The organism is Streptomyces sp. SudanB5_2050, from assembly GCF_964272335.1.
GTDB classification, from domain to species: Bacteria; Actinomycetota; Actinomycetes; order Streptomycetales; family Streptomycetaceae; genus Streptomyces; species Streptomyces rochei.
Genome location: NZ_OZ186760.1, coordinates 782,962 through 807,306, shown reverse-complemented (window position 1 = coordinate 807,306; position 24,345 = coordinate 782,962). Strand labels below are relative to the sequence as shown.

Below are 24,345 nucleotides of genomic sequence, written 5' to 3'. Positions count from 1 at the left end.
CTGCCGGGCCTACTCCTTGACGCTTCCGGCGGCGAGTCCGGACTGCCAGTACCGCTGCAGCAGCAGGAACGCGGCGATCAGCGGCAGGACGGTGATGAGCGACCCGGTGACCACCAGGTTGAAGACGGCCTCGCCGCCGGCGGTCGCGGCCTGGGAGTTCCAGCTGTTCAGACCGAGGGTCAGGGGGTACCAGTCGGGGTCCTTCAGCATGACCAGCGGCAGGAAGTAGTTGTTCCAGGTCGCGACCATGGTGAAGAGCAGGACCGTGACGATGCCGGGCGCCAGCAGCGGCAGCGCGACCCGGAAGAAGGTGCGCACCTCTCCGGCGCCGTCGATCCGGGCGGCCTCCATCAGCTCGGTGGGGATGGCCTCGCTCGCGAACACCCACATCAGATACAGGCCGAACGGCGAGATCAGGGACGGGACGATCACCGCCCAGGGGGTGTCGGTCAGGCCCATCTTGCTGAACATCAGGAAGGTCGGGACCGCCAGCGCCGTACCGGGCACGGCCACCGCGCCGATGACCACCGCGAAGACCGCCCGCCGGCCGGGGAAGTCGAACTTGGCCAGCGCGTAGCCGCCGAGCACCGCGAGGAAGGTGGCGCCGCCCGCGCCCAGACCCACGTAGAGCAGGGTGTTGAGGAGCCAGCGGGTGAAGACTCCGTCGTCGTAGGTGAAGGTCTGGCCGATGTTGTCCCACAGCGCGAAGTCGTCGTCGAACCACAGCCCGAAGGAACGGGACATCCCCTCCTGCGTCTTGGTGGCGCTGACGGCCAGCCAGACCAGCGGCACCAGGCTGTACAGCAGGACCAGCGAGGTGAGCAGCGTCAGCAGGACACTGCGGCGGGGCCGGTCGGCGGAGTACCGGCGCCGCGGGGCGCGCAGCCGGGGCGGGGAGCCCGGGCCGCGCGAGGACGTGGCCGCGCCGGGGTCGGAGACGGTGACGACGGGACTGGTCATCGTGGCTCACACTCCCTTGCGCATGCCGCGCAGCTGGACGACGTAGGCGATGACCATGGTGATCAGCCCCATGACGATGGCGACCGTCGCCGAGTAGTTGTGCTGCTGGCCGTTGAAGGACAGCGAGTAGGTGTAGAAGTTCGGCGTGTAGTCGGTCGTGATGGCGTTGGGCGCGAGCGGTTGCAGGATGCTGGGCTCGTTGAAGAGCTGGAAGCTGCCGATGATCGAGAAGATCGTCGCGATCACCAGGGCGCCGCGGATGGCCGGGAGCTTGATCGCGGTGATCACGCGGATCTGCCCGGCGCCGTCGATCTGCGCCGCCTCGTACAGGGAGTGCGGGATCACGCGCAGCGCCGAGTAGAAGATGAGCATGTTGTAGCCGACGAACTCCCAGGTCACGATGTTGCCGATGGAGGCCAGCACCAGGTCGGTGGAGAGCGGGTCGGGCAGCGAGACGCCGAAGGCGCTGTTGATGTCGCCGACCAGGCCGAAGCGGGTGCCGTACATGAAGCCCCACATCAGGGTGGCGACCACGGCGGGCACGGCGTACGGCAGGAAGATCGAGATGCGGAAGAAGTCCCGGCCATACAGGCGTCCGCTGTCCAGCGCGAGGGCCACCAGCAGGGCGATGCCGAGCATGATCGGCACCTGGACGGCCAGGAAGAGCGAGACCCGCCCGAGCGAGTCCCAGAACCGCTCGTCCCGCAGCGCCTGCGTGTAGTTGTCCAGGCCGACGAAGGTCGTGCCGCCGATGAGCCGGTCGCGGAAGAGGCTGAGGTAGACGGAGTAGGCGATCGGCGCGAGGAACACCAGGGCGAACACGGCCACGAACGGGCCGAGGAAGCCCCACCCCGTCCAGGAGCGGCGGTCACGCCTCGCCCGGGGTGGGGCCGGCCGCGGCGCGGCGGCGGCCGGCGGTTGCAGCGTCGTCATGTCGTTCCTCGCTCGTGCGGGTACGGGAGCCACGGCATGTTTGCGTAAACATCGCGCAGCGCGAAGGGTGCTTCAGAGGCGTGGGCGGGCTGTTATGTTTACGTAAACATCTGGTGGCGGCATGTCTACACTGCCCCGAGGACGACGGTCAAGGGTCCTTCGGGAGCCGGGGCCCGGGCAGTTGCGGAGAGGTGGCGGAGGACAAGTGGACACGGCTGAGGGGGTCGCGGACCCGCGGGGAGCGGGCGTGCGGCGCCGGCGCGGCGGCCGGGTGCCCACCGCTTCCATGGCGGACGTGGCGCGGCTGGCGGGGGTCTCCTCGCAGACCGTCTCCCGCGTCTCCAACGGCTACGCCGGGGTGACCGAGGAGACCAGGCAGCAGGTGCTGGCGGCCATGAAGGAGCTGGGCTACCGGCCCAACAGCGCGGCCCGGGCCCTCAAACGCGGCGAGTTCCGGACCATCGGCGTCATCACCTTCTCGCTGGCGACCACCGGCAACGTACGGACCCTGGAGGCCATCGCCACCTCCGCGGCGGGCGAGGGGTACGCGGTGACCCTCCTGCCGGTCGCCGTCCCCACCCAGGACGAGGTGCGCGGCGCCTTCTCCCGGCTGGAGGAACTGGCCGTCGACGCGGTGATCGTCATCATGGAGGTCCATCTGCTGGACGCCGCCACCCTCACCCTGCCGCCCCACGTCCAGGTCGTCGTGGTCGACTCCGACGCCGGCGACCATTACACGGTCGTCGACACCGACCAGGCCGGCGGCACCCGCGCCGCCGTGCGCCACCTGCTGGACCTCGGGCACCGGACCGTGTGGCACCTGGGCGGGCCCGAGGACTCCTTCGCCGCCCAGCGCCGCACGGACGCCTGGCGGCGCACCCTCGCCGAGGCCGGCCGCACCGTGCCGCCCCTGGTCCGGGGCGACTGGTCGGCGCGGTCCGGCTACCTGGCCGGCCTCGAACTCGCCGCGCGCGAGGAGTGTACGGCCGTCTTCGCGGCCAACGACCAGATGGCCCTCGGTCTGATGCGCGCCCTGCACGAGCACGGGCGACGGGTCCCCGAGGACGTCAGCGTCATCGGCTTCGACGACATCCCCGAGGCCGGCTCCTTCCTGCCGCCGCTGACCACCGTCCACCAGGACTTCGCCGAGGTGGGACGGCTGTGCGTCGAGGCGGTGCTGCGCAAGATGCGTCAGGACGGCCCGGAGCGGGGCACGACGCTGGTGCCGACCCGGCTGGTGACCCGGGCGAGCACGGCGCCCCCGCCGCGCTGACGCCCCGGGGGACGGCGGGCGGCGCCCGGTCGGGACGAGGGGAGCGCCGTCCGGTTTACGGGCGGTCGGGCAGGCAACCCCACAACCCGACCCGTTGTCCCCTCGTGCCCCGGGAGGGCCCCATGACCCAAGTCGCCGACTTCGTGCTGCAGCGCCTGTCCGAGTGGGGCGTCCAGCGGGTGTACGGGTATCCGGGCGACGGCATCAACGGCCTGCTCGGCGCGTTCGACCGGGCCGACGGCGACCCGGAGTTCATCCAGGCGCGGCACGAGGAGACGGCCGCGTTCATGGCCTGCGCCCACGCCAAGTTCACCGGCGAGGTGGGCTGCTGCGTCGCCACCTCGGGACCGGGCGCGATCCACCTGCTCAACGGCCTCTACGACGCCAAGCTCGACCACCAGCCCGTGGTGGCCGTGGTCGGGCAGCAGAAGCGGCTCTCGCTGGGCACCCACTACCAGCAGGAGATCGCCCTCGACCAGCTGTTCGCGGACGTCTCCGAGTACTGCCAGATGATCGTGCACCCGGGACAGGCCCGGCACGTGATCGACCGTGCCTTCAAGACCGCGCTGACCACCCGGGGCGTCGCCACGATCATCATCCCCAACGACGTGCAGGAGGAGGACGCCATGCCCTCCCCGCCCCGGGAGCACGGCTCCGTCTTCTCCAGCGTGGGGTGGAGCCGGCCCAGGGTCCTGCCCGACCACGACGAGCTGCGCAGGGCCGCCGACGTCCTCAACGCGGGCGACAAGGTCGCCATGCTGGTCGGCCAGGGCGCCGCCGACGCCGAGGCCGAGGTCATGGAGGTGGCCGAGCTGCTCGGCGCCGGCGTCGCCAAGGCGCTGCTCGGCCGCGAGGTGCTGCCCGACGACCTGCCGTACGTCACCGGACCCATCGGCCTGCTGGGCAGCAAGGCCAGCGACAAGATGATCAAGGGCTGCGACACCCTGCTGATGGTCGGCAGCAGCTTCCCGTACGCGGAATGGCTGCCCGAGGAGGGACAGGCCAGGGGCGTCGAGATCGACATCGACGGCCGGATGATCGGCATCCGCTATCCCATGGACGCCCACCTGGTGGGCGACTCCCGGGAGACCCTGCGCGCCCTGATCCCGCTGCTCCGGCGCAAGAAGGACCGCGGCTGGCGGGAGAAGATCGAGAAGGACGTGCGGGAGTGGCACGACCTGGCCGACCGCTGGGCCGGTGAGCACTTCGGCAGGACCATCAACCCGCAGGCCGTCGCCGCCGAACTCTCCTCCCGCCTGCCCGACGACGTCATCCTCACGGCCGACTCCGGCTCGGGCACCAACTGGTGGGCACGCCACCTCAAGCTCCGCCAGGGCATGCGCGCCTCGCTGTCCGGCACCCTGGCGACGATGGGCCCGGGCACGCCGTACGCCATCGCGGCGCGGTTCGCCTACCCGGACCGGCCGGTGATCGCCTTCGTCGGGGACGGCGCGTTCCAGATGAACGGCATGAACGAGATGATCACCGTCAAGCGGTATCTGGACCGCCTGTCCGGACCGGCCCCGCTGGTCTTCTGCGTCTTCAACAACCAGGACCTCAACCAGGTCACCTGGGAGCAGCGCGCCATGGCGGGCGACCCCAAGTACCCGGGCTCGCAGGACATCCCCGACGTCCCCTACGCCGCCTACGCCGAACTCCTCGGCCTCAAGGGCATCGTCTGCGCCGACCCCAAGAAGGTGGGCGACGCCTGGGACGAGGCACTGTCCGCCGGCCGGCCCGTGGTCCTGGAGTTCAAGGTCGACGCGGAGATCGCGCCGATCCCGCCGCACATCATGAAGGAGCAGGGCAAGAAGGCCGTCAAGGCGGCCCTGCACGACCCGCAGGCCACCGGGATCGCCACCAGGGGCGTACGCCAGAAGCTCACCGAGTACGCCGGGCACCTTCCCGGCCGGGGCAAGAAGTGAGGGGCGTCCGGCGCCGGGGCGGGAACGGGACCGAGGTCGTCGTCGTCACCGGTGCGACCGGCGGCGTCGGGCGGGCCACCGTCCGGGCCTTCGGCGCCCGCGGCGCCTCGGTGGCCCTCCTCGCCCGCGGCGAGTACGCCCTCGAACGGGCGGCCGAGGAGGTCCGGGAGGCCGGCGGACGCGCCCTGCCCCTGGTGGTGGACGTCTCCGACGCCGAGGCCGTGGACGCGGCGGCCGACCGGGTCGAGGAGGAACTCGGCCCGATCGACGTGTGGGTGAACGCCGCGTTCTCGACGGTCTTCGCGCCGGTCGCGGACCTCTCGCCGGACGAGCTGAGGCGCGCCACCGAGGTCACCTACTTCGGTTTCGTGCACGGCACCCAGGCCGCCCTGCGGCGCATGACGCCGCGCGACCGCGGCACGATCGTCCAGGTCGGATCGGCCCTGGCCCGGCGCAGCGTCCCGCTCCAGGCGGTCTACTGCGGGGCCAAGCACGCCATCCAGGGGTTCACCGAGTCCCTGCGCTGCGAGCTGCTGCACGACCGGAGCGGCGTGCGGGTGACCATGGTCCAGATGCCCGGACTCAACACGCCCCAGTTCAGCTGGGTGCTGACCCGGCTGCCCCGGCACCCGCGCCCGGTGGCCCCCGTCTACCAGCCCGAGGTCGCCGCCCGTGCGGTCCTGCACGCCGCGGACCGTCCCGAGCGGCGCGAGTACTGGGTGGGCGGCTCCACCGTCGCCACCCTGCTGGGCCAGATGGTGGCTCCGGGCCTCCTGGACCGTTACCTGGCCCGGACCGGCTACGACGGGCAGCAGACCGACGAGCCCGTCGACCCCGGCCGGCCGGTCAACCTGTGGAAGCCGCCGGACGACACCGCCCCCGCCGACTACGGCGCACACGGGATCTTCGACGACGAGGCCCATCCGCGCAGCCTCCAGTTCTGGCTCTCGCGCCACCGCCGGCCGCTCGCCCTGGCCGCCGCCGTGTCCGGGACGGCCGCCGCGGCACTCGCCGACGGCATCCGCCGGCGCTCCCGGCCGTAGGGCGCGCTGCCCGCCGACCCCGCCCTCCCGGCCGTAGGGCCCTCCCCGTCGAGGCCCGTCCTCCCGGTGCGGGGCGGGCCGGCCGGGGAGGCGGCGGCTCATTCGCGGTCGATCGTGCGCGTCCACCAGTGGTGCTCGCAGAACCAGTGGCCGACCATGGCGCCGCCGAAGACGACGAACCCGACGCCGATCAGCCAGGACTCGACCACCAGCACGATGCCCACGGTGCCGTAGCTGATCGCGTTGTCCAGGATGAGCGGCGTGAAGACCAGGTACGAGAAGCCCCGCAGGCCGATGAGGCCGATCATGGTCGCGACGGCTCCGGGCAGCAGGTCCCGCCAGCGGACCTGGCTGCCGAGCAGGAAGTGCTGCCCCCACCAGAAGAACAGCATGCCCGTCGCCGTCGACAGCGCGATCCGCACCGACCCGTGCAGCGCGGTGCGCGTCTGCACCTCCTGGTAGAGGTAGCAGGTCAGCACGATGACCCAGGTCAGCTGGCGCCACACCCGGTGCCAGGGGCCGGAGGGCAGCTCCCAGATGCGCTCGTAGCCGTTCTGCACGCTCGCCGCGAAGGACACGCCGAACACCGCGAGGGCGATGCCGCCCCACACGCTCGTGGTGCCGATGACCTTGGTGGGCGGGCTGATGATGTCGGTGAGCACCTTGGCGGACCGTCCGGACAGTCCCATGCCGTCGGCCAGCCACGACGCGAAACCGCCGCCTCCCAGGGGATCGAAGGCGGCCACCACGATCAGCAGCGGCGCCAGCGTGACCAGGGCGAGGGTGGCGAACCCCATGGCGCGGTGCATCAGCTCCAGGTCCCGGCCGCGCCGGACGAGGGAGGACGCGGCCAGCCGGTCCCACGCACGGTGGAACGGCTGCCATAACCGGTTCACGGGGTGCTCCTCGGGCGGTCCTTCCGCGGCTGTCGGACGCGCAACTGAGTGACCCCGGGCGGGCCCCGGCAAACGTGACACCACCCGGACGCCCGGCGACGGCCCCCGCACGGGCTCGCCGGCGCGGGGAACCGGCCCTCGGACAGCGGGCCGGGAGAGCGGGGCGCCGACTACCCCCGGGACCGGCCGGCCACCGGCTTCCCGGACGAGGCCGCGTACCGGGCGGGACCCGCGGCCCGGGTCAGGGGTCGGTGCGCTGCTGCTCGCGCATCCGCTCGTTGTGCCAGGCGATGGCCGCCCGTATCTGCGGCTCCTGGAGACCGGTGCGGCAGCCGAGCTGGTCCATGGAGAGCTCCGACGGGCCCGAGGTCAGCGCCCGGGTGAGCTTCGCCGCCCACAGCTCCTCCTCCACGAAGGGCCGGTGCGCGTAGCCGTCCTTGATCACGTCGAAGTGTTCGTCGCAGCAGGCGGTGATGAGCCGCAGCCCGTCGCACCACTCGTGCGCCACCCGCGCCGCGGACGAGTCCGGCACGTAACCGCGCACGGACCGGTCCTCGGGGAAGACCCTCGCACACAGGTCGCACAGTTCCACGGGGACCGGCTTCGCCGCCCGACGGCCCTTCCTGCCCTTGCGCTTCCACATGGCGCCTCCCGGAATGCCGGACAATGCCGGACGACCGTGCCGACTCCGGTGGACCGGTGTCCGGAATGCCGGAGTTACCCGCAGGGCGGGGAGCAAACGCCCCACGGGTGACGGTAGGGGTCCGGGCCGGGCGGCGCTAGGCCGTCCTGACCGGCAGTTCGAACAGGTCGTTCTGGGTGACCACCGGTTTGTTGCGCAGCTCTGACGCCGGCACCGCCAGGTCCAGGCGCGGGAAGCGGGCGTAGAGCGCGGGCAGCGCCACCCCGGCCTCCAGCCGGGACAGGGCCGCGCCCGGACACACGTGCGGGCCGTGCCCGAAGGAGATGTGCCGGCTCGGCGAGTCGCGGGTGATGTCGAACTCGCCCGCGGTCGGTCCGTGCGCCCGCTCGTCCCGGCCCAGCGCGCCGTACGACACGATCAGCGCGTCCCCGGCGGGTATCACCCGGTCGCCGACCGGGACGTCCTCGGTGGCGAAGCGGATCAGGACGTGCGAGGTCGGCGTGGACCAGCGCAGCGTCTCCTCGATCACCGCCGACCACTCGGCCCGGCCCGACAGCACCAGGGCGCGCTGCTCGGGGTGGGTGGACAGGTTGACCACCGCGTTCACGATCAGCGAGATCGTGGTCTCGTGACCGGCCGCCACCATCAGCTGGAGCGTGGAGACGATCTCCTCGTCGGTGAGGTGGTCGCCGTTCTCCGAGGCCAGGATCAGGGCGCTGGTCAGGTCGTCGCCGGGAGCGGCGCGCTTGGCGGCGACCGTGTCGGCCATGATCCCGGCCAGCTCGGTGAGGGTCGCGACGACCTCCTCGGGGGGTGTCTGCGTCGAGAAGAACTTCTCGAACAGCACCTTGAGCCGAGGCAGCCGCGCCTCCTCGATGCCCATCAGGTCGGCGACGACGTACATCGGCAGGGGGTAGGCGAAGGCCGCCTTGAGGTCGAAGACGCCGCCGTCGGCCGGCAGCTCGTCCAGCAGCCGGTCGGTCAGCTCGGTGATCCGTCCCCGCATGTGCTCCACCCGGCGCACCGTGAGCGCCTGCGCCACCAGGGTGCGCAGCCGGCGGTGCTCGGCGCCGTCCACGGTGAGCATCGAGCGGCCGGGATTGGCCAGTCCGATCAGCGGCCAGTCGGCGGGTATCTCACCGCGCTGCCACGCCCCCCACACATTGATGTCCTTGACCAGCCGGGGGTCGGTCAGCAGGGCCTTGGCCTCCGCGTGGTGCGTGACCGCCCAGACGGGCACGCCGCCCGGCAGCTCCACGGCGGCGAGCGGTCCCGCCGCGCGCAGCCGGGCGCTCTCGCCGTCCAGGTCGGTGACGAACGGGTCCAGCGGGATCCGCGCTTCTTCGATGCCGGTCGTCATGCTGACGCGCCTTTCGGGGCAGGGGTCGGAGTGAACCGCACGGGCAGCTCGGTCAGCCCCCGCAGCCAGGGCGAGGGGCGACGGGTGAGGGAGGCGGCGGGCACCGCCAGGTCGATGTCCGGCAGCCGGTCGAGCACGACCTCGATGCCGGTGCGGGCGATCACCTCGGCGACCTCCTGCGCGGGGAAGGGGCAGCGGTGCTCGCCGTGGCCGAAGGAGAAGTGGGCGTTGTTGCCGCCGGTGAGCGCGGAGCCGTGGGTGCGGACCTGCGGGTCGGAATTGGCGCCCTGCAGTCCGAGCAGCACCAGGTCGCCGGCGCGGACGCGGCGCCCGCCGAGCCGGGTGTCGCGGGTGGCCCAGCGGCCGGCCACGTTCTGCGTGGGGGTGTCCTCCCACAGCACCTCGTTCATCGCCTCGGCGACACTGTTGCGGCCGCCGAAGAGGGACGCGGCGAAACGGTCGTCGGTGAGCATCAGGCGCAGCGAGTTGCCGATCCAGTCGGCGGTCGGCTGGTGGCCCGCGGCCAGCATCACCATCAGGTCCTGGGCGACCTCCTCCTCGCTGAAGCCGCCCTCGTCGGCCAGCATCCGGGAGGCGACGTCGTCGGCGGGCGCCGCCTTCCGGTCGGCGAGGAGCGCGGCCATCGACGTGGCGAGGTGCCGCTGCCCGGCGATGGCCCGCTCCCGGCCGTCGATCATGTCGTTGAGGGCGGTGACCAGCGCGGGACCCTCCTCGTCGGAGAAGCCGTACAGCCGGGCGAGCACGCGGACCGGGAGCAGCATGGCGTAGTCGCCCACGAGGTCGGCCTCGCCCTCGGCGCAGAGCCGGTCGACGAGTTCGTCGGCGAACCGCTCGGCGTGGCCGCGCAGCACGTGCGGGTCCACGGCCTCCAACGCGTTGCTGATCATGGCCGCGCGCACGCGGTGCCGCTCGCCGACCGTGTACAGGATCGACGGCTGCCGACGGCCGATCATCGGCAGCAGCGGCCAGTCGTCGGGGATGTTCTCCCACTGGTTCCACAGCTCCGAGTCCCGGCTGAACAGCACCGGATCGCCGGTCACCTGGTGCAGTTCCCGGTAGCCCAGCACCAGCCAGGCCGGCACGTCCCCGTCCAGCAGCACCGGGGCGACCGCGCCGTGCTCGCTCCGCATCCGCCGGTAGAGCAGGGCGGGGTCGGTCCGGAAGCGCGGGCCGGACAGCGGCACGGCGTCCGCGGTGTCGGGGACGCCGGTGGCGTCGCTGGCGTCGGTGCTCACACGAACTCCTGTCGGGGCCGGCCCGCCCGGCCGGCGTAGTGGGCCTGGAGGTGCTCGACCAGCGTGATCAGCACCTGCTTGCCGGACTCCCGCGACCTGGCGTCGCAGAAGACCAGCGGCACGCGGGGGTCCAGGTCGAGGGCGTCGCGGATCGTCTCGGGCGCGTGCCGGGGGCCGCCGAAGTCGTTGCAGGCGACGATGAACGGCGTCCCGTGGTGCTCCAGCCGGTCGATGGCGTACCAGGAGTCGTCGATGCGCCGGGTGTCGACGAGGACCACCGCGCCGAGCGTGCCGGAGAACAGCCGGTCCCACAGGAACCAGAACCGCTCCTGTCCGGGCGCGCCGAACAGGTACAGCACGTTGCGCGCGTCGAGGCTGATGCGGCCGAAGTCGAAGGCCACGGTCGTCGCGGTCTTGCCGCGCACCTCGCTGATGTCGTCGACCGCCTCGCCGGCCTGCGTCATCGTCTCCTCGGTGTTGAGGGGGCGGATCTCGCTGACCGAGCGGACCATGGTCGTCTTGCCGACGCCGAAGCCGCCCACGACCACGATCTTCAGGCCGTTGTCGGCGGACGCGCCCAGCGGGGCGCGGGCGTCAGAGGTTGCGGAGTCCAACGAGCACCTGCTCCAGGATGTCGGGATCGGGGACGGCTGCCGTGCGCGGATGGCGCGCGCTCACGCGGCCCGCGGCGTGCAGGTCGGCGAGCAGGATCTTGGTGATGCTCACCGGGAGCCGCAGCTCGGCGGCGATCTCGACCACGGCCGTGGGCGCCTCGGTCATCCTCAGGATCGCCGTGTGCTCCGACTGCATGCCGGGCGCCGGTTCGCACTCGGCGACGACGAGGGTGACCAGGTCGAACGGGTTGTCCGGACCCGACCGGCTGCGCCCCTGGGTGAGGGTGTACAGGCGGTCGGGGGCGTCGTCCCTGCCGGGGCGGCTCATGACGTACGGGGCTGTGCGGTGAGGTGCTCGCCGAGCTGCTCGATCAGCTCGCTCATGTTGTGCCCGACGAGCCCGGCGTCCGCGTCCTCGGAGGTGACGACGGCCAGGTGCGCGCCCTCGCCCGCCTCCACGATGAACAGGATGCCGCCGTAGAACTCGGTCATGGCCGAACGCACCCCGCCGCTGCCGTCGCCGAACTCCACCGACGCGCCGTGGGACAGCGACTGGATGCCGGCGGCGATCGCGGCCAGTTGGTCGGCCTGGTCCACGGACAGCTCGGGGGTGCGGCAGAGCTTGAGGCCGTCCCGGGACAGGACGAGCGCGTGCCGCGCACCCGGCGTGCGCTCGAGGAGGCCCTCGATGAGCCAGGTGAGCTTGTCGTCGGCGGTGGTCGAGCCGGTCATGGAGTGGTGTCGCCTTCCGGGTGCGCGTGCGAGTGGGACGGGTGGTCGGGGGCCGTCTCGGTCGGGGTGGGGTCGGTGCGGTCCGCCGGCGCGGCGTCGTCCCGCGGTTCCGGGCCGGTGGGACCGGCGGCCCGTACGGCCTGGCGGAAGCTGCTGAAGCGGGCCGCGCGTGTCTTCGCGTCGTCGGCGGACGGGGCGGTGCGCGGCGCGGCGTCCCGGGCGCCCGCCCGTGCGCGTTCGGCGGCGGCGAGGGTGCGGCCCCGGCGGCGCCTGGGCAGCCCGGCGGCCTCGGCCGGCGCCGTCGGCCCGCCCTCCCGGGCCGCGGACTCGTGCGAGGGCACCGGCCCGCCCTCCCGGCCCGCGGACTCGTGCGAGGGCACCGGCTCGGGCTCCCGGGCCGCGGGCGAGGAGCCGACCTCGGTCGGTGGGGGCGTGGGGGAGTCGGGGCCGGTGAGCGCCGGTCCGGCGGGGAAGCGGGCCTCCTGCGGCGTGGTTGGTAGTACGCCGGTCCGCGACGGCGCCGCGGGCGGCGGGGGCGCCGGAGCAGCCGCGGACGGCGTCGGTGCCGGCGCGACGGCCGGGGTGCCGAGGATGTCCCGGGGGATCAGCATCAGTACGCCGGTACCGCCGCGCGCGGACGGCCGGAAGGAGACCTTCAGCCCGTACTTGGCCGACAGCCGGCCGACGACGGCGAGGCCCAGCCGGGTCCCGGTCAGTCCGCCGAGCCCGGCCGACTCCCCGGACACCGCCTGCTGGGCCCGGCGCAACTGCACCTCGCCCATCACCAGCCCGCTGTCCTCCACGGACACGATGACGCCGGCGGGCACCTCCTCGACGTACACGTGGACCTCGGCGGTCGGTGGCGAGAAGTTCGCGGCGTTGTCCAGGAGTTCGGCCAGCGCGTGCATCACGCCCTCGGCGGCGTGCCCGGCGACCGAGGCGTCGCCGGCCGCGTGCACCCGCACCCGCTGGTAGCCGGCGATGCGGCCCATGGCCCCGCGCAGGATGGACTCCATGCCGATGGGACGCGCCCAGCGGCGCCCCGAGCGGGCCCCGGTGAGGACGGCGACGGAGTCGGCGAGCCGGCCGGCCTGCGCGGTGCGGTGGTCGAGGTGCAGCAAGTCGGCGAGGACGTCCTCGTCGCTGTGCCGTTCCTCCATGGCCCGCAGGTCGGCGAGCATCCCGGTGGCCAGCGCCTGCATCCGGCCGGCCGCGTTGGCGGTCGCCGACACGGCGGCGGCCCGCTCGCCGGTCGCCCGGTCCAGCCGGGCCCGCAACCGCGCGGTCTCCTCGGTGAGCCGGGCGACTTCCCGGTCTCGCTCCTCGGTGAGCAGCGCCCGCTCCCGTGCGAAGTCCGCGGTGAGCCGGTCCGATTCCCGCTCGAAGTCCTCGGCGAGCCGCCTGCGCTCCTGATCGAACCCGTCGGCGAGACGGCGGCGTTCCCCGTCGAACTCCGCCAGGAGCCGGTCCCGTTCGCGCTCGGCCTCCGCGCGCAGCGCCTCCTGCTCCCGTGCGGCCCGCTCGGCCAGCCCTGCCCGGTCCCGCACGAGTGCCTCGGCGTCCGCGCGGGCCGCGTCCAGCAGCCGGCGCGTGGCCCGTTCCGACCGCACGGCGTGCACGGCCACGGTCACGGCCACACAGAGCAGGATCGCCGCGGCGCTCGCCCCGAGGGCGAGTGGAACACGGACCGAGGACGGCGCCGCGGCGACGGCCCCGCCGACGGCGAGTGCCGACACCACCGCGCACGGCAGGGCGACGGTCACGAGGGGAGGGAGAGCGGGGCGGTCGCCTGAGCGGGCGGGCGCGGTCATCAATCGGGTCCTCGCCAGGCCGCCGTCGGCGGCCTTCCTGTCGTCCTTCGGGGCGGATACGCGGATACGCGGATACGCACCGAGAACTGTCACACGGCACGCAACAGGCGATCACTATAGGGGAGTTAGTGATCTCGTTGAGTAGGCTTTCGCTCAAATATCCAGGGTTCGTGATCCGTCGCGTGCCGCGCGTCCAGCCGCGCCGGGGACGGGGTCACGGCCGGTCGGCCGCCGGGCGTCCGCCGGCGCCATGGGCCGAACGGGCGGCTCAGGCGAGACCGCCCTTCTCGCACACCCGGCGGGCGACCTCGCGGAGCTTCACGTTGTGGTCCTGCGAGTAGCGGCGCAGTGCGGCGAAGGCCTGGTCCTCGGTGAGGCGGTGCCTGCCCATGAGGATGCCCATGGCCTCGCCGATGGTGTGCCGGGTGTCGATGGCCTGCTCCAACTGGGCGTGCGTCCGGGCGCTGGAGAAGGCCACCGCGGCGTGCGAGGCGAGCAGCCAGCCGGCCGTCTCACTGGCCTCCGTGAACGCCCCGGGCCTGAAGGAGTAGAGGTTCAGCGCACCGAGGTCCTCGTCCTCGGTGAACAGCAGGAAACCCATCATGCTGCCCAGACCCAGCTTGCGTGCCTCGGGCACGTACCTGGGCCAGCGCCGGGCCTCCCGGGTGAAGTCGGCGATCCGGAACTGCCGCTGTCCTCGCGAGGTCCGCGCGGCGTCGAAGCAGGGCCCCTCGCCGACGCGTCCCTGTAGTTCGTCACTGTCGGCGACCACCTGGTCGGTCGGGGCGAGGGACCGCACCCGCCCGCCGCGCAGGATCAGGATGCCGGCGGCGTCGCAACCCTCCACCAGTTCCGTCGCGGACGAGCTGATCCGCTCCAGCGTGCCGTTCACCGACTCCTGGGCCAGCAGATCGCGCGCCAGCCGCGCCATCTGCTCGGCGAATCCGCGCCAGTCCTCCATGCCGCCTCCTCCTCGCTCCGTCGCAAGGGTTCCCGCGCGGGGCCCGACGACAACCGGGGGCGGGCCATTCTCACCCGGGCCCGGTAGGCCGCCGGGGTCAGCGGCCCGCGGTGCGGGGCGCCGCCGTCGACCTGCTCGCCCGCCTCGGCCGGGAGCGCGGCACCGTCACCGGCCGGTCACCACGCCCACGCCCCGTCCGGCCGCGGCCGACCGGGTCACCGACGTGCGCGACGGACCCCTGGACCCGCCCGCGTCTGCGCCCGCGGACCCGCCCGCGCCCGTGGACCCGCCCGCGCCCGCGGACCCGCCCGCGCCCGTGGACTGCCCGTGCCCGTGGACCGCCCGTGCCCATGGACCCGGCCGGGCTTCAGCCGCCGGGCCGCAGGCGGTCGGCGGCGTCCGGGGGATGGATCCGCATCCCGGGCCGCCGCCGGTGCACGGTGAGGTACGTCACCCCGCTCGGACCGGCGGCGATGCCCCGCGCCGAACCGTGCGGCAGCCACGTCAGGGCCCCCGCGCGCAGCGGTCGCTCACCGTCGGCGCGGACCAGGGCCGCCTCGCCCTCCAGCACGAGCAGCAGGACGTCGAGGTCCGGCTCGGTGTGGGTGCCGACCCGTCCGCCCGGGGGGACGCGGACCACGTTGGCGTCGAGCTGCCGCCCCGCCTCCGCGAGCCGCCACAGGGCGCCGCCCGGCGCGTCCCCGCCGAGCGCCAGGAGTTCCCCCGTGTCGCACAGGACACGGGGGAGTGGTGTGTCCGCCGCGTCCCGGGTGGGGAAGCCGTCGTCGTCCGCCGCCATCCGCTGTCACCGTCCGTTGCGCGTCCCGTGACGCACTCCACAAGATCATGGCCTCATTCAAATAAGAATCTAACATGCGCATTTGGTAGCGTCCGGACCGTGCGGCTGACGAAGTTCACCGACCTGGCGCTGCGTTCGGTCATGCGCCTGGCGGTCCAGAAGGACGGCGACGAACCTCTGACCACCCGTGAGGTGGCCGAGGTCATGGGTGTCCCGTACACGCACGTGGCCAAGGCCGTCACCCGTCTCCAGCACCTCGGTGTGGTGGAGGCGCGGCGCGGCCGGGGCGGCGGGCTGACGCTGACCGGTGCGGGGCGGCAGGCGTCGGTGGGCCGGCTGGTGCGTGAACTCGAAGGGGACGGCGAGGTCGTCGCCTGCGAGGACGATCCGCCCTGTCCGCTGCGCGCGGCCTGCCGGCTGCGCCGGGCCCTGCGGGACGCGCAGGAGGCCTTCTACGCCGCGCTCGACCCGTTGACCGTGGCCGATCTGGTGGCCTCGCCCACCGGTCCGGTCCTGATCGGCCTGACGGACCGCCCCTCGGGGTGAGAGCGGACCGACCGACCCGGTCGACCCGCACCCCGAAATACGAAGATCATCTACCAATTAAGGAGTCGCCGTGCTCTCCGAACAGTCAGTCCCCGTGGTCCGTGCCACCCTCCCGGCGGTGGGAGCGGCCATCGGGGACATCACCACGCTGTTCTACCGGAAGCTGTTCGACGCCCACCCCGAGCTGCTGCGCGACCTGTTCAACCGCGGCAACCAGGCCAACGGGGAGCAGCAGCGGGCGCTGGCCGGCTCCATCGCCGCCTTCGCCGGCATGCTGCTGGAGCGCCCCGACGCCCGTCCGGACGCGCTGCTGTCCCGCATCGCGCACAAGCACGCCTCCCTCGGCGTCACCTCGGACCAGTACAAGATCGTCCACCGTCATCTCTTCGCCGCGATAGCCGAGGTGCTCGGCGACGCCGTCACCCCCGAGGTCGCCGCCGCCTGGGACGAGGTCTACTGGCTGATGGCCAACGCGCTCGTGGCCGCCGAGGCCCGCCTCTACCAGGAGGCCGGGGTCGCCGAGGGCGACGTCTGGCGCCGCATGGAGATCGCCGAACGGCACGAGGAGACCCCCGACGCGGTCTCTCTCGTCCTCAGGCCCGCCGACGGCCGCCCGGCCCCGTCGTTCCGCCCGGGGCAGTACGTCGGTGTGCGGTCCTCGCTGCCCGACGGCTCCCACCAGATCCGCCAGTACAGCCTGTCCGCGGCGCCGGGCCGCGCCGACTGGCGCATCACCGTCAAACGCGTCCGGGGCGGCGCGCGTCCCGAGGGGGAGGTCTCCTCCTGGCTGCACGCGCACGCCCGGCCGGGCGACGTCCTCACCGTGTCCGCGCCCTTCGGCGACCTGGCGCTCGACGAGGGGGACGGCCCCCTGCTGCTGGCCTCCGCCGGCATCGGCGTGACGCCCGTGCTGGCCATGCTGGACCACCTGGCGGCCACCGGCTCCACCCGCCCGGTGACCGTCGTCCACGCCGACCGCGGTCCGGCCGACCACGCGCACCGGCAGGAGCAGCTCGACCTCGTGCGCGCCCTGCCCGGTGCCCGGCTCCACCTGTGGTACGAGGAGCCCGGCGACACCGCGCCCGAGGCGTCCGCGGGCCGCGCCGACGTCTCCGGCCTCGACCTGCCCGCCGGTCTCACGGCCTACCTGTGCGGTCCTGTGCCCTTCATGCGCGCCGTCCGGGGCGACCTCCTGCGCCGGGGCGTCCCGGCGCACGCCGTCCACTACGAGGTCTTCGGTCCCGACCTCTGGCTCGGACAGGAGTAACGGGCACCCGCCCTTCCCACCGCGGCCCCGCCCCCGGCACCCGCCTAGGGCGGTCAGGCCGCGGCGGTGAACGCGGTGGCGATGGCGGTGTCGGTGCGGGCGTGCACGACCAGCCGCGGACCGGAGGTGTCGGCGTTGTTCTCCAGCAGCCGCCGGACGGGCGCGCTGTGGGTGACGACGCTCATCAGCACACCGAGGCGGCCGCACCACTGATGGGCCCGGAGCACGGCACTGACCGCGGCATGGCTCCCGCCGAGGTCGGTGAGAACGATGACGACGGGCGCCGGCTTGTGCGCGTCGACCAGATTGGTGATGTACGTGGTCAGCGCGGCCCGCCCGTCGATACCCGGGTCCTGGTCCACCGTGATGACCAGGACCCCATGCTCCAGGGTGTGGGACAGCATCGTGGCCTCCGATCCGACGCCTCTTGGCGAAGATGTGTCCAGTGAACGTGCCCGGGACGGGGTCCGCAATGCGCCCGCCCGGGCACCGGCCGGCCGGACACCCGAGCCGAGTACGATCGTCCGGTTCACCCCGACCGCCACGAGGAGTGCCGACCGGTGCCCGCCCTGCTGCCCCAGCCCCGTACCGGGCCCCTGCCGACGGATCCGCAGTGCCTGACGCGGGTGGAGGACGGCGAACGGCTGCACGCCCTGCTGTGGCGTCTGGGGCCGGGCTGGCGCACCGTCAGCAGCGCGGTCCTCGGCGGCGGGATCGCCGACCGCGCGTGGATCCTCAACGCCCAGGTGGCCCACGGGTATCGGCGCACCGACCCCGCGCGGCACCTGGCCGACCTCGCCCGTGCCGCCGGTGCCGAGGGGCCGGGCGTCGGACTGATGACCGCGGCCGACGTGTCGGCCCGCGCCGGCGCGCGGGACGGTGGAGTGCGGGCGGTGGTCACCGCGGGCATCTCGGTGCGCGGGTGGGCGGCCTCCCCCGAGGCGGGCGCCGTCGGCGTCGCGGCGCCCGGGACGATCAACATCGTCGCCGCGCTCCCGGTCGCGCTGACCGACGCCGCCCTGGTCAATGCCGTGATGACGGCGACCGAGGCCAAGGTGCAGGCGCTGCTGGAGGCGGGCCTGGACTGCTCCGGCACCCCCACAGACGCGGTGTGCGTCGCCGCCCGTGCCCCGCGCGAGGGCGCCGAGGTCCACGCGTTCGCGGGACCCCGCTCCGAGTGGGGCGCCAGACTGGCCCGCGCCGTGCACCGGGCCGTACGCGCCGCACTGCCCGCGGCGGCCTGAACCCGGCCCGCTACAGCGACGTACGGCGCCGTACCGCGAGCGTGCGCAGGGTCAGCGCCGTGGCGAGCAGCAGCCAGGCCACCACGGAGTAGGCCCACGCCGTCGAGCCCCGGGCGACCCCGACGGCGCTCCACACGGCCCACAGCGCGAGCACCACGCACAGGGCCGTCCACGCGATGTCGGCGACACGGCTGCGCAACTGGGCGCGTTGGCGGGTGCCCGGCTCCAGTTCGCCGAGACCGTCGTCCACGGATGCCTTCCGCTCGTCCACTTCGGACTCCTTCGGGGTCGTCGCGAGTGAACTCCGGTTACCCCGGGGGACGTTGCGCAAGCGGTCCGCACCCGCACACGCACGGGGGCGGCCCGGGCCGGGCCGCCCCCGTGGAACCGTCCGCGCGGACGATCAGCGCTGCGAGGTCTTCTGCAGCGCCTTGTCGAGCGCGGCCTTGAAGCCGTAGGCCCACAGCTGGTTGACCCGGCTGCGCTCGGCCGAGTTCGGGTAGGCGTTGGTGCAGGACGGGCCGGGGCCGCCGCCCGACATCAGCTCGCTGCACGGCCCGGAGTAGTGGTCGGGCAGGCCGAGCACGTGCCCCGTCTCGTGCGCGGTCACCCGGGTCGAGTCGTACTGCTGGTTCTGCCGGTAGTCGAGGAAGATGTAGCCGTTGCCGTGTCCGTCGGTGGAGGCGTACGAACCGCGCGAGTCGTTGCCCTCGTAGTACGCGAAGTCCGCTCCCGAGCTGCTCTCGGCGAGTCTGACGTTGGAGACCGAGCTGTTCCAGATCTGGGTGGAACGGGCTATCTGCGTGCGGAAGCTGGGCGCGTTGGCGGCGCTGTAGTAGACGGTGACGGCCGCCGTCGAGGACGGGTCGGCGGCGCGCTTCTCGGCGACGGACTCGATGACCGCCTCGAAGAACGCCCGGTTCGCGGCGGCGTCCTCGCCCGATCCGGCGGCGGGCTGGTAGCCGAGCTGGGCGGCCGGGGCCGGCGCCTGGGGAGCGGCGACGGTCGCGGTCGGCGCGCCGAGGACGGCCGCGGTCAGGCCGAGTCCGACCGCGGTGGAGAGCAGGGGCAGGCTGATGCGCATCGATGACTCCTTGTGTGGGGGTGTGGGGAGAAGTCGTCACCGGTGAGTGTGGAGCGCCCATGAGCCCGCTGTGATGATGGCAACAGGTGATAGGCCGGGGCTATCACCGGCCGGCCCGCACGGCCTCGGCCACCCCGGCGACCGGCCGGGAACGGCTTCGACCGGAGTGCAGAACTCGCCCTGTTCCGCCGCCTTTTGTTCACCTGGCGCAACCAACTGTTCCGCCTTACGCTCCCTGCATGGAGCTCGAGGTGAGGCACCTACGCGCGCTGTGCGCCATCGCCGACGCCGGCAGCCTGCACCGGGCGGCCCGCCAACTGGGCGTCGCCCAGCCCACCTTGAGCACCCAGCTGACCAGGATCGAACAGACCCTGGGCGGGCCGCTGTTCATCAGGGAACGCACCGGGTGCCGCCCCACCCCGCTCGGCCGGACGGTCCTGGGCCGGGCCCGCCCGCTCCTCGCCGACATGCGCACCCTGGTCCGCGAGGCCCGGGCCGCCGCGGCGGGCGGCGACAGCAGACTGCGCGTCGGCTCCACCGCGAGCCGCGCCCTGGCCGGCTGGCTGCGCAGGCTCAGACGCCCCGGACTGGAACCGACCCTCCAGATGGACGTCTCCGCCAACGCCCTGCTGCGCCGGGTCACCGACGGCCAGCTCGACGTCGCCTTCGTGCACGAGGTCGAGGGCTGCCCGCTGCGCGTCCCCGAGGGCCTGCGCCTGCGGGTCCTCGTCGAGCGCGAACCGCAGTTCGTCATGCTGCCCGCCGACCACCCGGCGGCCGCCCGGCCCGTCGTCCGCCTCACCGACCTGGCCGACGACCGCTGGATGGTGGACCCCACCGTCGACGGCGAGTGGGACGGCGTGCACCGGATGCTGCGCGCGGTCGGACTCAACCCCCGCGTCCTGCACGGCGACTACCACACGGCCGCCTCCCTCGTCGCCACCGGCGAGGTCGTCACCGTCTGCCAGCCCAGCTCCCAGTCGCGTCCCGACACCGCGGTACGGCGTCTGCACGGCGATCCGCTCGGAGTGCGTCTGCTGCTGGCCGCGCGCACTCGAGACGAGCTGGACGCCGTCTTCCCGGCGCTGGAGGAGGCGTACTGGGAGGTCGCCCGCCAGTCCACCGCGTACCGGGAGTGCCTGGAAGGCCCCGTACCCGTCCCGGGTGCCTCCTTCCCGCCCGGCGCGCGTACCGCGACGGACCGGGCGGAGTTCGTACCGGCACGCTGAGCCGTTCGGCCATTGCGGTGGTTCGCGCCCCGAACCGGTATGACAAGTCGGCCATACGGTTACGGAGAGGGGCATGAGCTCTGTGCGACGTCTCCCGCCTCTTCGTTCGATGGCCGTCATCTGCGCGCTGGGCAGTTCCGTGCTGCTGATGACCGGCTGCACGAACGCCGACACGGCACGCTCCAGTGTCGCCGAGGCGGCTCAGACCACCCCTGCCACCAATACCGCATCCCCCACCGACACCGGCACCGCCACCGCCACGAGCACCGGCAGTGCCTCTCCCTCCGCGTCCGCCTCCATGACCGACGACCAGGCCGAGCGCAAGGCGCTGGTCCCGCAGGCGAAGGTCACCTGGGACAAGGCGGCCGACACCGCGGTCAAGGAGGTCCCCGACAGCAAGCTCGTCGACCTCGAACTCAAGCGCACGTCCGCCGAGGCCACTGCGTCGACCGGATCGCCCAGCCCGAGCACGCCCAACCCGGCTCCCAGCCAGGGCGCGCCGGAGTGGGAGGCCAAGGTCGCCACCTCCGACGGCACCGTGCACCGCATCGACATCGACGCGGTCTCCGGGAAGGTCTTCCGCACCCAGGCCGAGGACCAGGACACGGACGACAAGCAGCAGCTCGCCGATCTGCTGAAGAAGGCCACCCAGACCCCGGAGCAGGCCGTCAAGGCCGCCACCGACAAGGTCAAGGGCACCGTGACCCACGTCGAGCTGGACGAGAACGACAACCAGAAGGCCATCTGGTCCGTCGACGTGGTCTCGACCGACAGCTGGGACAAGACGACCCTGGAGGTCGACGCGGCGAGCGGTGACATCCTGAACCAGCACGTGGACCGCGACTGAGCGGCGCCGCCCAGGACACTGCCGCAAGCACCGGACGAACACGACGGGAGCAGCCGGGTGAGTCACCCGACCGCTCCCGTCGTGCGTGCCCGCGGGCCTCAGGCGGCCGGCTCCCCGGTCCTCGCCCCGGAGTCCGCCGCCGTGCGCGGCAGGGTGAGCACGGCCAGGAACCCGAGGAGCGCCACCGCGGCGAAGAAGTAGAAGCCCCACGGGTGGCCCACGCCCGACGACACCAGCGCGCCGGTGATCGACGGGCCGACGATCGAGCCGATCCGGCCGATGCCCGACGCCGAACCGAGCGCGGTGCTCCGCACGGAGGCCGGGTAGTAGCTCGTCACGTAGGCGTACACGAGCACCATGGCCGAGAAGACGAACACACCGGTGAGGAAGACGACCACATTGAGCATCAGGTCGCTCTCCATCTTGATACTCAGGCACGCCAGCATCACCACCGAGACCGCGAACCAGCCCATCGTGGTGCCCTTGATGCCCCGCCGGTCGGCGACGTACCCGCCGGCCACCAGCCCGACGACACCGCCGATGTTGAGCACCAGGAGCTGGGTGACGGCCGTGGGCACCGGGTAGCCCGCGTCGTTCATCAGCTTCGGGAGCCAGGTGTTGAGGCCGTAGACCAGCAGCAGGCCCATGAAGGACGCGACCCAGATGCCGATGCCGGCCCGCAGGTACGCGGGCTTGAGCAGTTCGGTGAACGGCACCCGCTGCTCCCCGTCCCGCTGGGCCCGGACGAACGCCTCCGACTCGGGCAGCCGGAACCACTGGACGGCGGCGACCACCAGGCCGACGACGCCCAGCAGATAGAAGAGGATCTCCCAGTCGTCGGTCACCTGGAGCGCGAGCAGCGAGGTGATCACCGCACCGGTGTGGTAGCCGGTCATCGTCAGCGTGCTGGCCCGCGCCCGGCGGCTGGCGGGCATGTGCTCGGCCATCATCGTGAGCGACACGGGCATGCAGGCGCCGAGCCCGAGGCCGGCGACGAGGCGCAGCGCGGCGAACATCCACACGGACGTCGCGAGCGGCACCACGAGGGTGAAGACCGAGAACAGCACCACCGAGCCGATGAGCAGCCGGCGGCGGCCCAGCCGGTCGGCGAGCGGGCCGACGCAGACGGCGCCGATGGCGACGCCCACCAGGGAGAGCGTGGCGATGGTGGTCGCGTCGGCCGCGGTCATGCCGAGGTGATGGGTCTTGAGCAGGGTGGGGATGATGGCGCCGAGGACGACGAGGTCGTAGCCCTCCAGCAGGACGGTGATCCAGCAGAGGACCACCGTCCATCTGCCGTCGCCGGCGCGGTCTGTCCGCGCGGGCGCGCCGGGCGCGCCGGACGTGGTGGCGGAAGTCATGAGGTGTCTCCCCCCGGAGGCGGGTGTGGGTGAGCGGAGCCGGGAAGGGTGGCCGGGGTGGCCGGGTGGACCGGAACGCGTGGGCGGGCCGGTCGGAAGCCGGTCAGAACGGGTAGTCGGCGATGTCCGGACGGACCGTGACCCACTGGGTCTCGGTGAACGCCTCGACATTGGCCGCGGCGCCGCCGAAGCGGGAGCCGGTGCCGGAGGCCTTGACCCCGCCGAACGGGGCGTTCGGCTCGTCGCTCACCGTCTGCTCGTTGATGTGCACCTTGCCCGAGTCGATGCGGTCGGCGAGCTTCATCGCCGTCCCGACGTCGCCGAGGATGCCGACCGAGAGTCCGTACTCGCAGTCGTTGACGATCCGCGCGGCCTCCTCCAGCGTGGAGAAGGAGATGACCGGTGCCACGGGGCCGAAGATCTCCTCGCGCCAGGCCGGCATCTCGGTCGTCAGACCCGTCAGCACCGTCGCCCGGTAACCCGCGCCGGCGATCTCGCCGCCGGCGGCGATCTTCGCGCCCGCCGCGACGCTGTCGGTGACGATGCCGTGCACGCGCTCCAGCTGGCGGCGGTCGATGATCGGGCCGAGCGCCACGTCCTCGCGGGCCGGGTCGCCGACCGGCAGGGCATCGGCCTTGGCGGCGAGCGCGGCGGTGTACTCCTCCACCAGGGACTCGTGCACGATGTGCCGTCCGGTGGTCATGCAGATCTGCCCCTGGTGCAGGTACGAGCCGAACGCCCCGGCGGAGGCCGCCTTCGGCACGTCCGCGCCCGGCAGCACGACCAGCGCGTTGTTCCCGCCCAGCTCCAGGTGGGCCCGCTTGAGCAGCCGTCCGGCCTGTTCACCGATGATCCGCCCGACCGGCGTGGACCCGGTGAAGGAGATCACCCGGACCTCCGGGGCCTCCACGACCGCCCGGCCCACCGCGCCGTCGCCCGGCAGCAGGTGCAGGACACCGGCGGGCAGCCCGGCCTCCTCGAAGATCCGGGCGATGACCACACCACCGCTGACCGCGGTGCGCGGGTCCGGTTTGAGCAGCACCGCGTTGCCGAGGGCGAGCGCCGGCGCCACCGAGCGCAGACCGAGGATCAGCGGGAAGTTGAAGGGCGCGATGACGCTCACCACTCCGGCCGGGCGGCGCCGGGCGAGCGACCAGCGGGCCTCCTCGGAGGTGAGCACCTCGCCCTGCGGGTGCGTCGGCAGGCCCGCGCACTCGAAGCACTCGCCGATCGCGAGCCCCGCCTCGAAGCCGGCCTTGGACCGCACCGAGCCCGCCTCGCGCACCAGCCAGTCCTCGATCTCGGCGGCGTGCTCGGTGAACAGCTCGCCCGCGCGGCGCAGCACCGCGGCCCGCTGCTGGGGCGGGGTCGCCGCCCACTCCCGCTGGGCCTCGGCGGCCCGCGCGGCGGCGCGGCCCACGTCCTCGGCCGTGGCCAGGCCCACCGTGGCGAGCTGTGCGCCGGTGGCGGGCTCGGTCACCGGGTGCCCGGTGGGGGAGTCCTGCCAGCCGTCGCTGTAGAACTTTCCGCCCCAGACGTCGCTGTCCAGGAATGTCATCGT

General features: G+C 73.1%; 25 protein-coding genes. 8 read left to right on the top strand and 17 right to left on the bottom strand.

Annotation, left to right across the window (positions count from 1 at the left end):
• Positions 1-9: 9 nt before the first annotated feature.
• Together ACFZP7_RS03330 and ACFZP7_RS03325 are read right to left on the bottom strand one after the other, a co-directional pair.
• Positions 10-960: a carbohydrate ABC transporter permease gene (locus ACFZP7_RS03330; protein WP_385633805.1), complete on the bottom strand. Its 951-nt coding sequence runs from the start codon at positions 958-960 to the stop codon at positions 10-12.
• A 6-nt stretch (positions 961-966) separates the two neighbouring features.
• Positions 967-1,893: a carbohydrate ABC transporter permease gene (locus ACFZP7_RS03325; RefSeq protein WP_019324161.1), complete on the bottom strand. Its 927-nt coding sequence runs from the start codon at positions 1,891-1,893 to the stop codon at positions 967-969.
• 205 nt (positions 1,894-2,098) lie between these two features.
• Here ACFZP7_RS03325 and ACFZP7_RS03320 point away from each other — a divergent pair, with 205 nt between their 5' ends.
• From ACFZP7_RS03320 to ACFZP7_RS03310, 3 genes are all read left to right on the top strand, one after another.
• Positions 2,099-3,166 carry a LacI family DNA-binding transcriptional regulator gene (locus ACFZP7_RS03320; RefSeq protein WP_019324162.1) on the top strand — a complete coding sequence of 356 codons (1,068 nt, stop codon included), beginning with the start codon at positions 2,099-2,101 and terminating at the stop codon, positions 3,164-3,166.
• 122 nt (positions 3,167-3,288) lie between these two features.
• The gene (locus tag ACFZP7_RS03315; RefSeq protein WP_030973549.1) at positions 3,289-5,091 is read left to right on the top strand and encodes a thiamine pyrophosphate-requiring protein; all 1,803 of its coding nucleotides are present in this window, start codon (positions 3,289-3,291) and stop codon (positions 5,089-5,091) included.
• A complete protein-coding gene (locus ACFZP7_RS03310; protein ID WP_062136140.1) occupies positions 5,088-6,134 on the top strand; it encodes an SDR family oxidoreductase in 1,047 nt (348 codons plus the stop codon). Before ACFZP7_RS03315 ends, ACFZP7_RS03310 begins: the two co-directional genes overlap by 4 nt.
• Positions 6,135-6,232: 98 nt before the next feature.
• Here ACFZP7_RS03310 and ACFZP7_RS03305 read toward each other — a convergent pair whose 3' ends face one another.
• From ACFZP7_RS03305 to ACFZP7_RS03260, 10 genes are all read right to left on the bottom strand, one after another.
• Positions 6,233-7,030, bottom strand: a complete 798-nt coding sequence (locus tag ACFZP7_RS03305; RefSeq protein ID WP_019324165.1) for a hypothetical protein — start codon at positions 7,028-7,030, stop codon at positions 6,233-6,235.
• 241 nt (positions 7,031-7,271) lie between these two features.
• Positions 7,272-7,673: a hypothetical protein gene (locus ACFZP7_RS03300; RefSeq protein ID WP_019324166.1), complete on the bottom strand. Its 402-nt coding sequence runs from the start codon at positions 7,671-7,673 to the stop codon at positions 7,272-7,274.
• A 136-nt stretch (positions 7,674-7,809) separates the two neighbouring features.
• Positions 7,810-9,033 (bottom strand): cytochrome P450, encoded by a 1,224-nt coding sequence (locus ACFZP7_RS03295; RefSeq protein ID WP_127441937.1) that lies wholly within the window; start codon positions 9,031-9,033, stop codon positions 7,810-7,812.
• Positions 9,030-10,289: a cytochrome P450 gene (locus tag ACFZP7_RS03290; RefSeq protein WP_019324168.1), complete on the bottom strand. Its 1,260-nt coding sequence runs from the start codon at positions 10,287-10,289 to the stop codon at positions 9,030-9,032. The genes ACFZP7_RS03295 and ACFZP7_RS03290 overlap by 4 nt, the downstream gene beginning before the upstream one ends.
• Positions 10,286-10,903: an ATP/GTP-binding protein gene (locus ACFZP7_RS03285; RefSeq protein WP_385633804.1), complete on the bottom strand. Its 618-nt coding sequence runs from the start codon at positions 10,901-10,903 to the stop codon at positions 10,286-10,288. The genes ACFZP7_RS03290 and ACFZP7_RS03285 overlap by 4 nt, the downstream gene beginning before the upstream one ends.
• Positions 10,884-11,231 (bottom strand): DUF742 domain-containing protein, encoded by a 348-nt coding sequence (locus ACFZP7_RS03280; protein ID WP_019324170.1) that lies wholly within the window; start codon positions 11,229-11,231, stop codon positions 10,884-10,886. The genes ACFZP7_RS03285 and ACFZP7_RS03280 overlap by 20 nt, the downstream gene beginning before the upstream one ends.
• Positions 11,228-11,635 (bottom strand): roadblock/LC7 domain-containing protein, encoded by a 408-nt coding sequence (locus ACFZP7_RS03275; RefSeq protein ID WP_019324171.1) that lies wholly within the window; start codon positions 11,633-11,635, stop codon positions 11,228-11,230. Before ACFZP7_RS03275 ends, ACFZP7_RS03280 begins: the two co-directional genes overlap by 4 nt.
• The gene (locus ACFZP7_RS03270) at positions 11,632-13,446 is read right to left on the bottom strand and encodes an ATP-binding protein (protein WP_385633803.1); all 1,815 of its coding nucleotides are present in this window, start codon (positions 13,444-13,446) and stop codon (positions 11,632-11,634) included. Before ACFZP7_RS03270 ends, ACFZP7_RS03275 begins: the two co-directional genes overlap by 4 nt.
• Positions 13,447-13,714: 268 nt before the next feature.
• Positions 13,715-14,407 carry a GAF and ANTAR domain-containing protein gene (locus ACFZP7_RS03265; protein ID WP_385627230.1) on the bottom strand — a complete coding sequence of 231 codons (693 nt, stop codon included), beginning with the start codon at positions 14,405-14,407 and terminating at the stop codon, positions 13,715-13,717.
• A 367-nt stretch (positions 14,408-14,774) separates the two neighbouring features.
• Positions 14,775-15,206 carry a hypothetical protein gene (locus ACFZP7_RS03260; RefSeq protein WP_385633802.1) on the bottom strand — a complete coding sequence of 144 codons (432 nt, stop codon included), beginning with the start codon at positions 15,204-15,206 and terminating at the stop codon, positions 14,775-14,777.
• 99 nt (positions 15,207-15,305) lie between these two features.
• Between ACFZP7_RS03260 and nsrR the strand changes: the two genes are divergently transcribed.
• Both nsrR and ACFZP7_RS03250 read left to right on the top strand, forming a co-directional pair.
• Positions 15,306-15,752: a nitric oxide-sensing transcriptional repressor NsrR gene (nsrR, locus tag ACFZP7_RS03255; protein ID WP_019324175.1), complete on the top strand. Its 447-nt coding sequence runs from the start codon at positions 15,306-15,308 to the stop codon at positions 15,750-15,752.
• A 70-nt stretch (positions 15,753-15,822) separates the two neighbouring features.
• Positions 15,823-17,019 carry a globin domain-containing protein gene (locus ACFZP7_RS03250; RefSeq protein WP_046250605.1) on the top strand — a complete coding sequence of 399 codons (1,197 nt, stop codon included), beginning with the start codon at positions 15,823-15,825 and terminating at the stop codon, positions 17,017-17,019.
• A 53-nt stretch (positions 17,020-17,072) separates the two neighbouring features.
• Here the strand turns inward: ACFZP7_RS03250 and ACFZP7_RS03245 are convergent, their stop codons facing one another.
• Entirely contained in the window at positions 17,073-17,423 is a 351-nt protein-coding gene (locus tag ACFZP7_RS03245; RefSeq protein WP_030973523.1) for a hypothetical protein, read from the bottom strand.
• A gap of 156 nt (positions 17,424-17,579) precedes the next feature.
• On the opposite strand from ACFZP7_RS03245, the gene ACFZP7_RS03240 reads away from it, so the two are divergent.
• Positions 17,580-18,263, top strand: coding sequence for an adenosylcobinamide amidohydrolase (locus tag ACFZP7_RS03240; RefSeq protein ID WP_019324178.1), 684 nt, complete (start codon positions 17,580-17,582; stop codon positions 18,261-18,263).
• Positions 18,264-18,273: 10 nt separating this feature from the next.
• Here the strand turns inward: ACFZP7_RS03240 and ACFZP7_RS03235 are convergent, their stop codons facing one another.
• Both ACFZP7_RS03235 and snpA read right to left on the bottom strand, forming a co-directional pair.
• On the bottom strand, positions 18,274-18,534 hold the full coding sequence (locus tag ACFZP7_RS03235) for a hypothetical protein (protein WP_019324179.1): 261 nt from the start codon (positions 18,532-18,534) through the stop codon (positions 18,274-18,276).
• 132 nt (positions 18,535-18,666) lie between these two features.
• Entirely contained in the window at positions 18,667-19,347 is a 681-nt protein-coding gene (gene snpA / locus ACFZP7_RS03230) for a snapalysin (RefSeq protein ID WP_385633801.1), read from the bottom strand.
• A gap of 239 nt (positions 19,348-19,586) precedes the next feature.
• Between snpA and ACFZP7_RS03225 the strand changes: the two genes are divergently transcribed.
• Both ACFZP7_RS03225 and ACFZP7_RS03220 read left to right on the top strand, forming a co-directional pair.
• Positions 19,587-20,576 (top strand): LysR substrate-binding domain-containing protein, encoded by a 990-nt coding sequence (locus tag ACFZP7_RS03225; protein ID WP_385633800.1) that lies wholly within the window; start codon positions 19,587-19,589, stop codon positions 20,574-20,576.
• A 73-nt stretch (positions 20,577-20,649) separates the two neighbouring features.
• Positions 20,650-21,423 (top strand): PepSY domain-containing protein, encoded by a 774-nt coding sequence (locus ACFZP7_RS03220; protein WP_385633799.1) that lies wholly within the window; start codon positions 20,650-20,652, stop codon positions 21,421-21,423.
• A gap of 98 nt (positions 21,424-21,521) precedes the next feature.
• Here ACFZP7_RS03220 and ACFZP7_RS03215 read toward each other — a convergent pair whose 3' ends face one another.
• On the bottom strand, positions 21,522-22,784 hold the full coding sequence (locus ACFZP7_RS03215) for an MFS transporter (protein WP_385633798.1): 1,263 nt from the start codon (positions 22,782-22,784) through the stop codon (positions 21,522-21,524).
• 103 nt (positions 22,785-22,887) lie between these two features.
• Positions 22,888-24,342 carry a benzaldehyde dehydrogenase gene (locus ACFZP7_RS03210; protein ID WP_355516962.1) on the bottom strand — a complete coding sequence of 485 codons (1,455 nt, stop codon included), beginning with the start codon at positions 24,340-24,342 and terminating at the stop codon, positions 22,888-22,890.
• Between the last annotated feature and the right edge of the window lie 3 nt (positions 24,343-24,345).

Coding starts and splice junctions, on each gene's coding strand:
- ACFZP7_RS03315 (WP_030973549.1), top strand. CDS start 3,289: ATGACCCAAGTCGCCGACTTCGTGCTGCAGCGCCTGTCCGAGTGGGGC.
- ACFZP7_RS03225 (WP_385633800.1), top strand. CDS start 19,587: ATGGAGCTCGAGGTGAGGCACCTACGCGCGCTGTGCGCCATCGCCGAC.
- ACFZP7_RS03265 (WP_385627230.1), bottom strand. CDS start 14,407: ATGGAGGACTGGCGCGGATTCGCCGAGCAGATGGCGCGGCTGGCGCGC.
- ACFZP7_RS03300 (WP_019324166.1), bottom strand. CDS start 7,673: ATGTGGAAGCGCAAGGGCAGGAAGGGCCGTCGGGCGGCGAAGCCGGTC.
- ACFZP7_RS03215 (WP_385633798.1), bottom strand. CDS start 22,784: ATGACTTCCGCCACCACGTCCGGCGCGCCCGGCGCGCCCGCGCGGACA.
- ACFZP7_RS03220 (WP_385633799.1), top strand. CDS start 20,650: ATGAGCTCTGTGCGACGTCTCCCGCCTCTTCGTTCGATGGCCGTCATC.
- ACFZP7_RS03260 (WP_385633802.1), bottom strand. CDS start 15,206: ATGGCGGCGGACGACGACGGCTTCCCCACCCGGGACGCGGCGGACACA.
- ACFZP7_RS03330 (WP_385633805.1), bottom strand. CDS start 960: ATGACCAGTCCCGTCGTCACCGTCTCCGACCCCGGCGCGGCCACGTCC.
- ACFZP7_RS03295 (WP_127441937.1), bottom strand. CDS start 9,033: ATGACGACCGGCATCGAAGAAGCGCGGATCCCGCTGGACCCGTTCGTC.
- ACFZP7_RS03280 (WP_019324170.1), bottom strand. CDS start 11,231: ATGAGCCGCCCCGGCAGGGACGACGCCCCCGACCGCCTGTACACCCTC.
- ACFZP7_RS03275 (WP_019324171.1), bottom strand. CDS start 11,635: ATGACCGGCTCGACCACCGCCGACGACAAGCTCACCTGGCTCATCGAG.
- ACFZP7_RS03325 (WP_019324161.1), bottom strand. CDS start 1,893: ATGACGACGCTGCAACCGCCGGCCGCCGCCGCGCCGCGGCCGGCCCCA.
- ACFZP7_RS03210 (WP_355516962.1), bottom strand. CDS start 24,342: ATGACATTCCTGGACAGCGACGTCTGGGGCGGAAAGTTCTACAGCGAC.
- ACFZP7_RS03270 (WP_385633803.1), bottom strand. CDS start 13,446: ATGACCGCGCCCGCCCGCTCAGGCGACCGCCCCGCTCTCCCTCCCCTC.
- ACFZP7_RS03245 (WP_030973523.1), bottom strand. CDS start 17,423: ATGCTGTCCCACACCCTGGAGCATGGGGTCCTGGTCATCACGGTGGAC.
- snpA (WP_385633801.1), bottom strand. CDS start 19,347: ATGCGCATCAGCCTGCCCCTGCTCTCCACCGCGGTCGGACTCGGCCTG.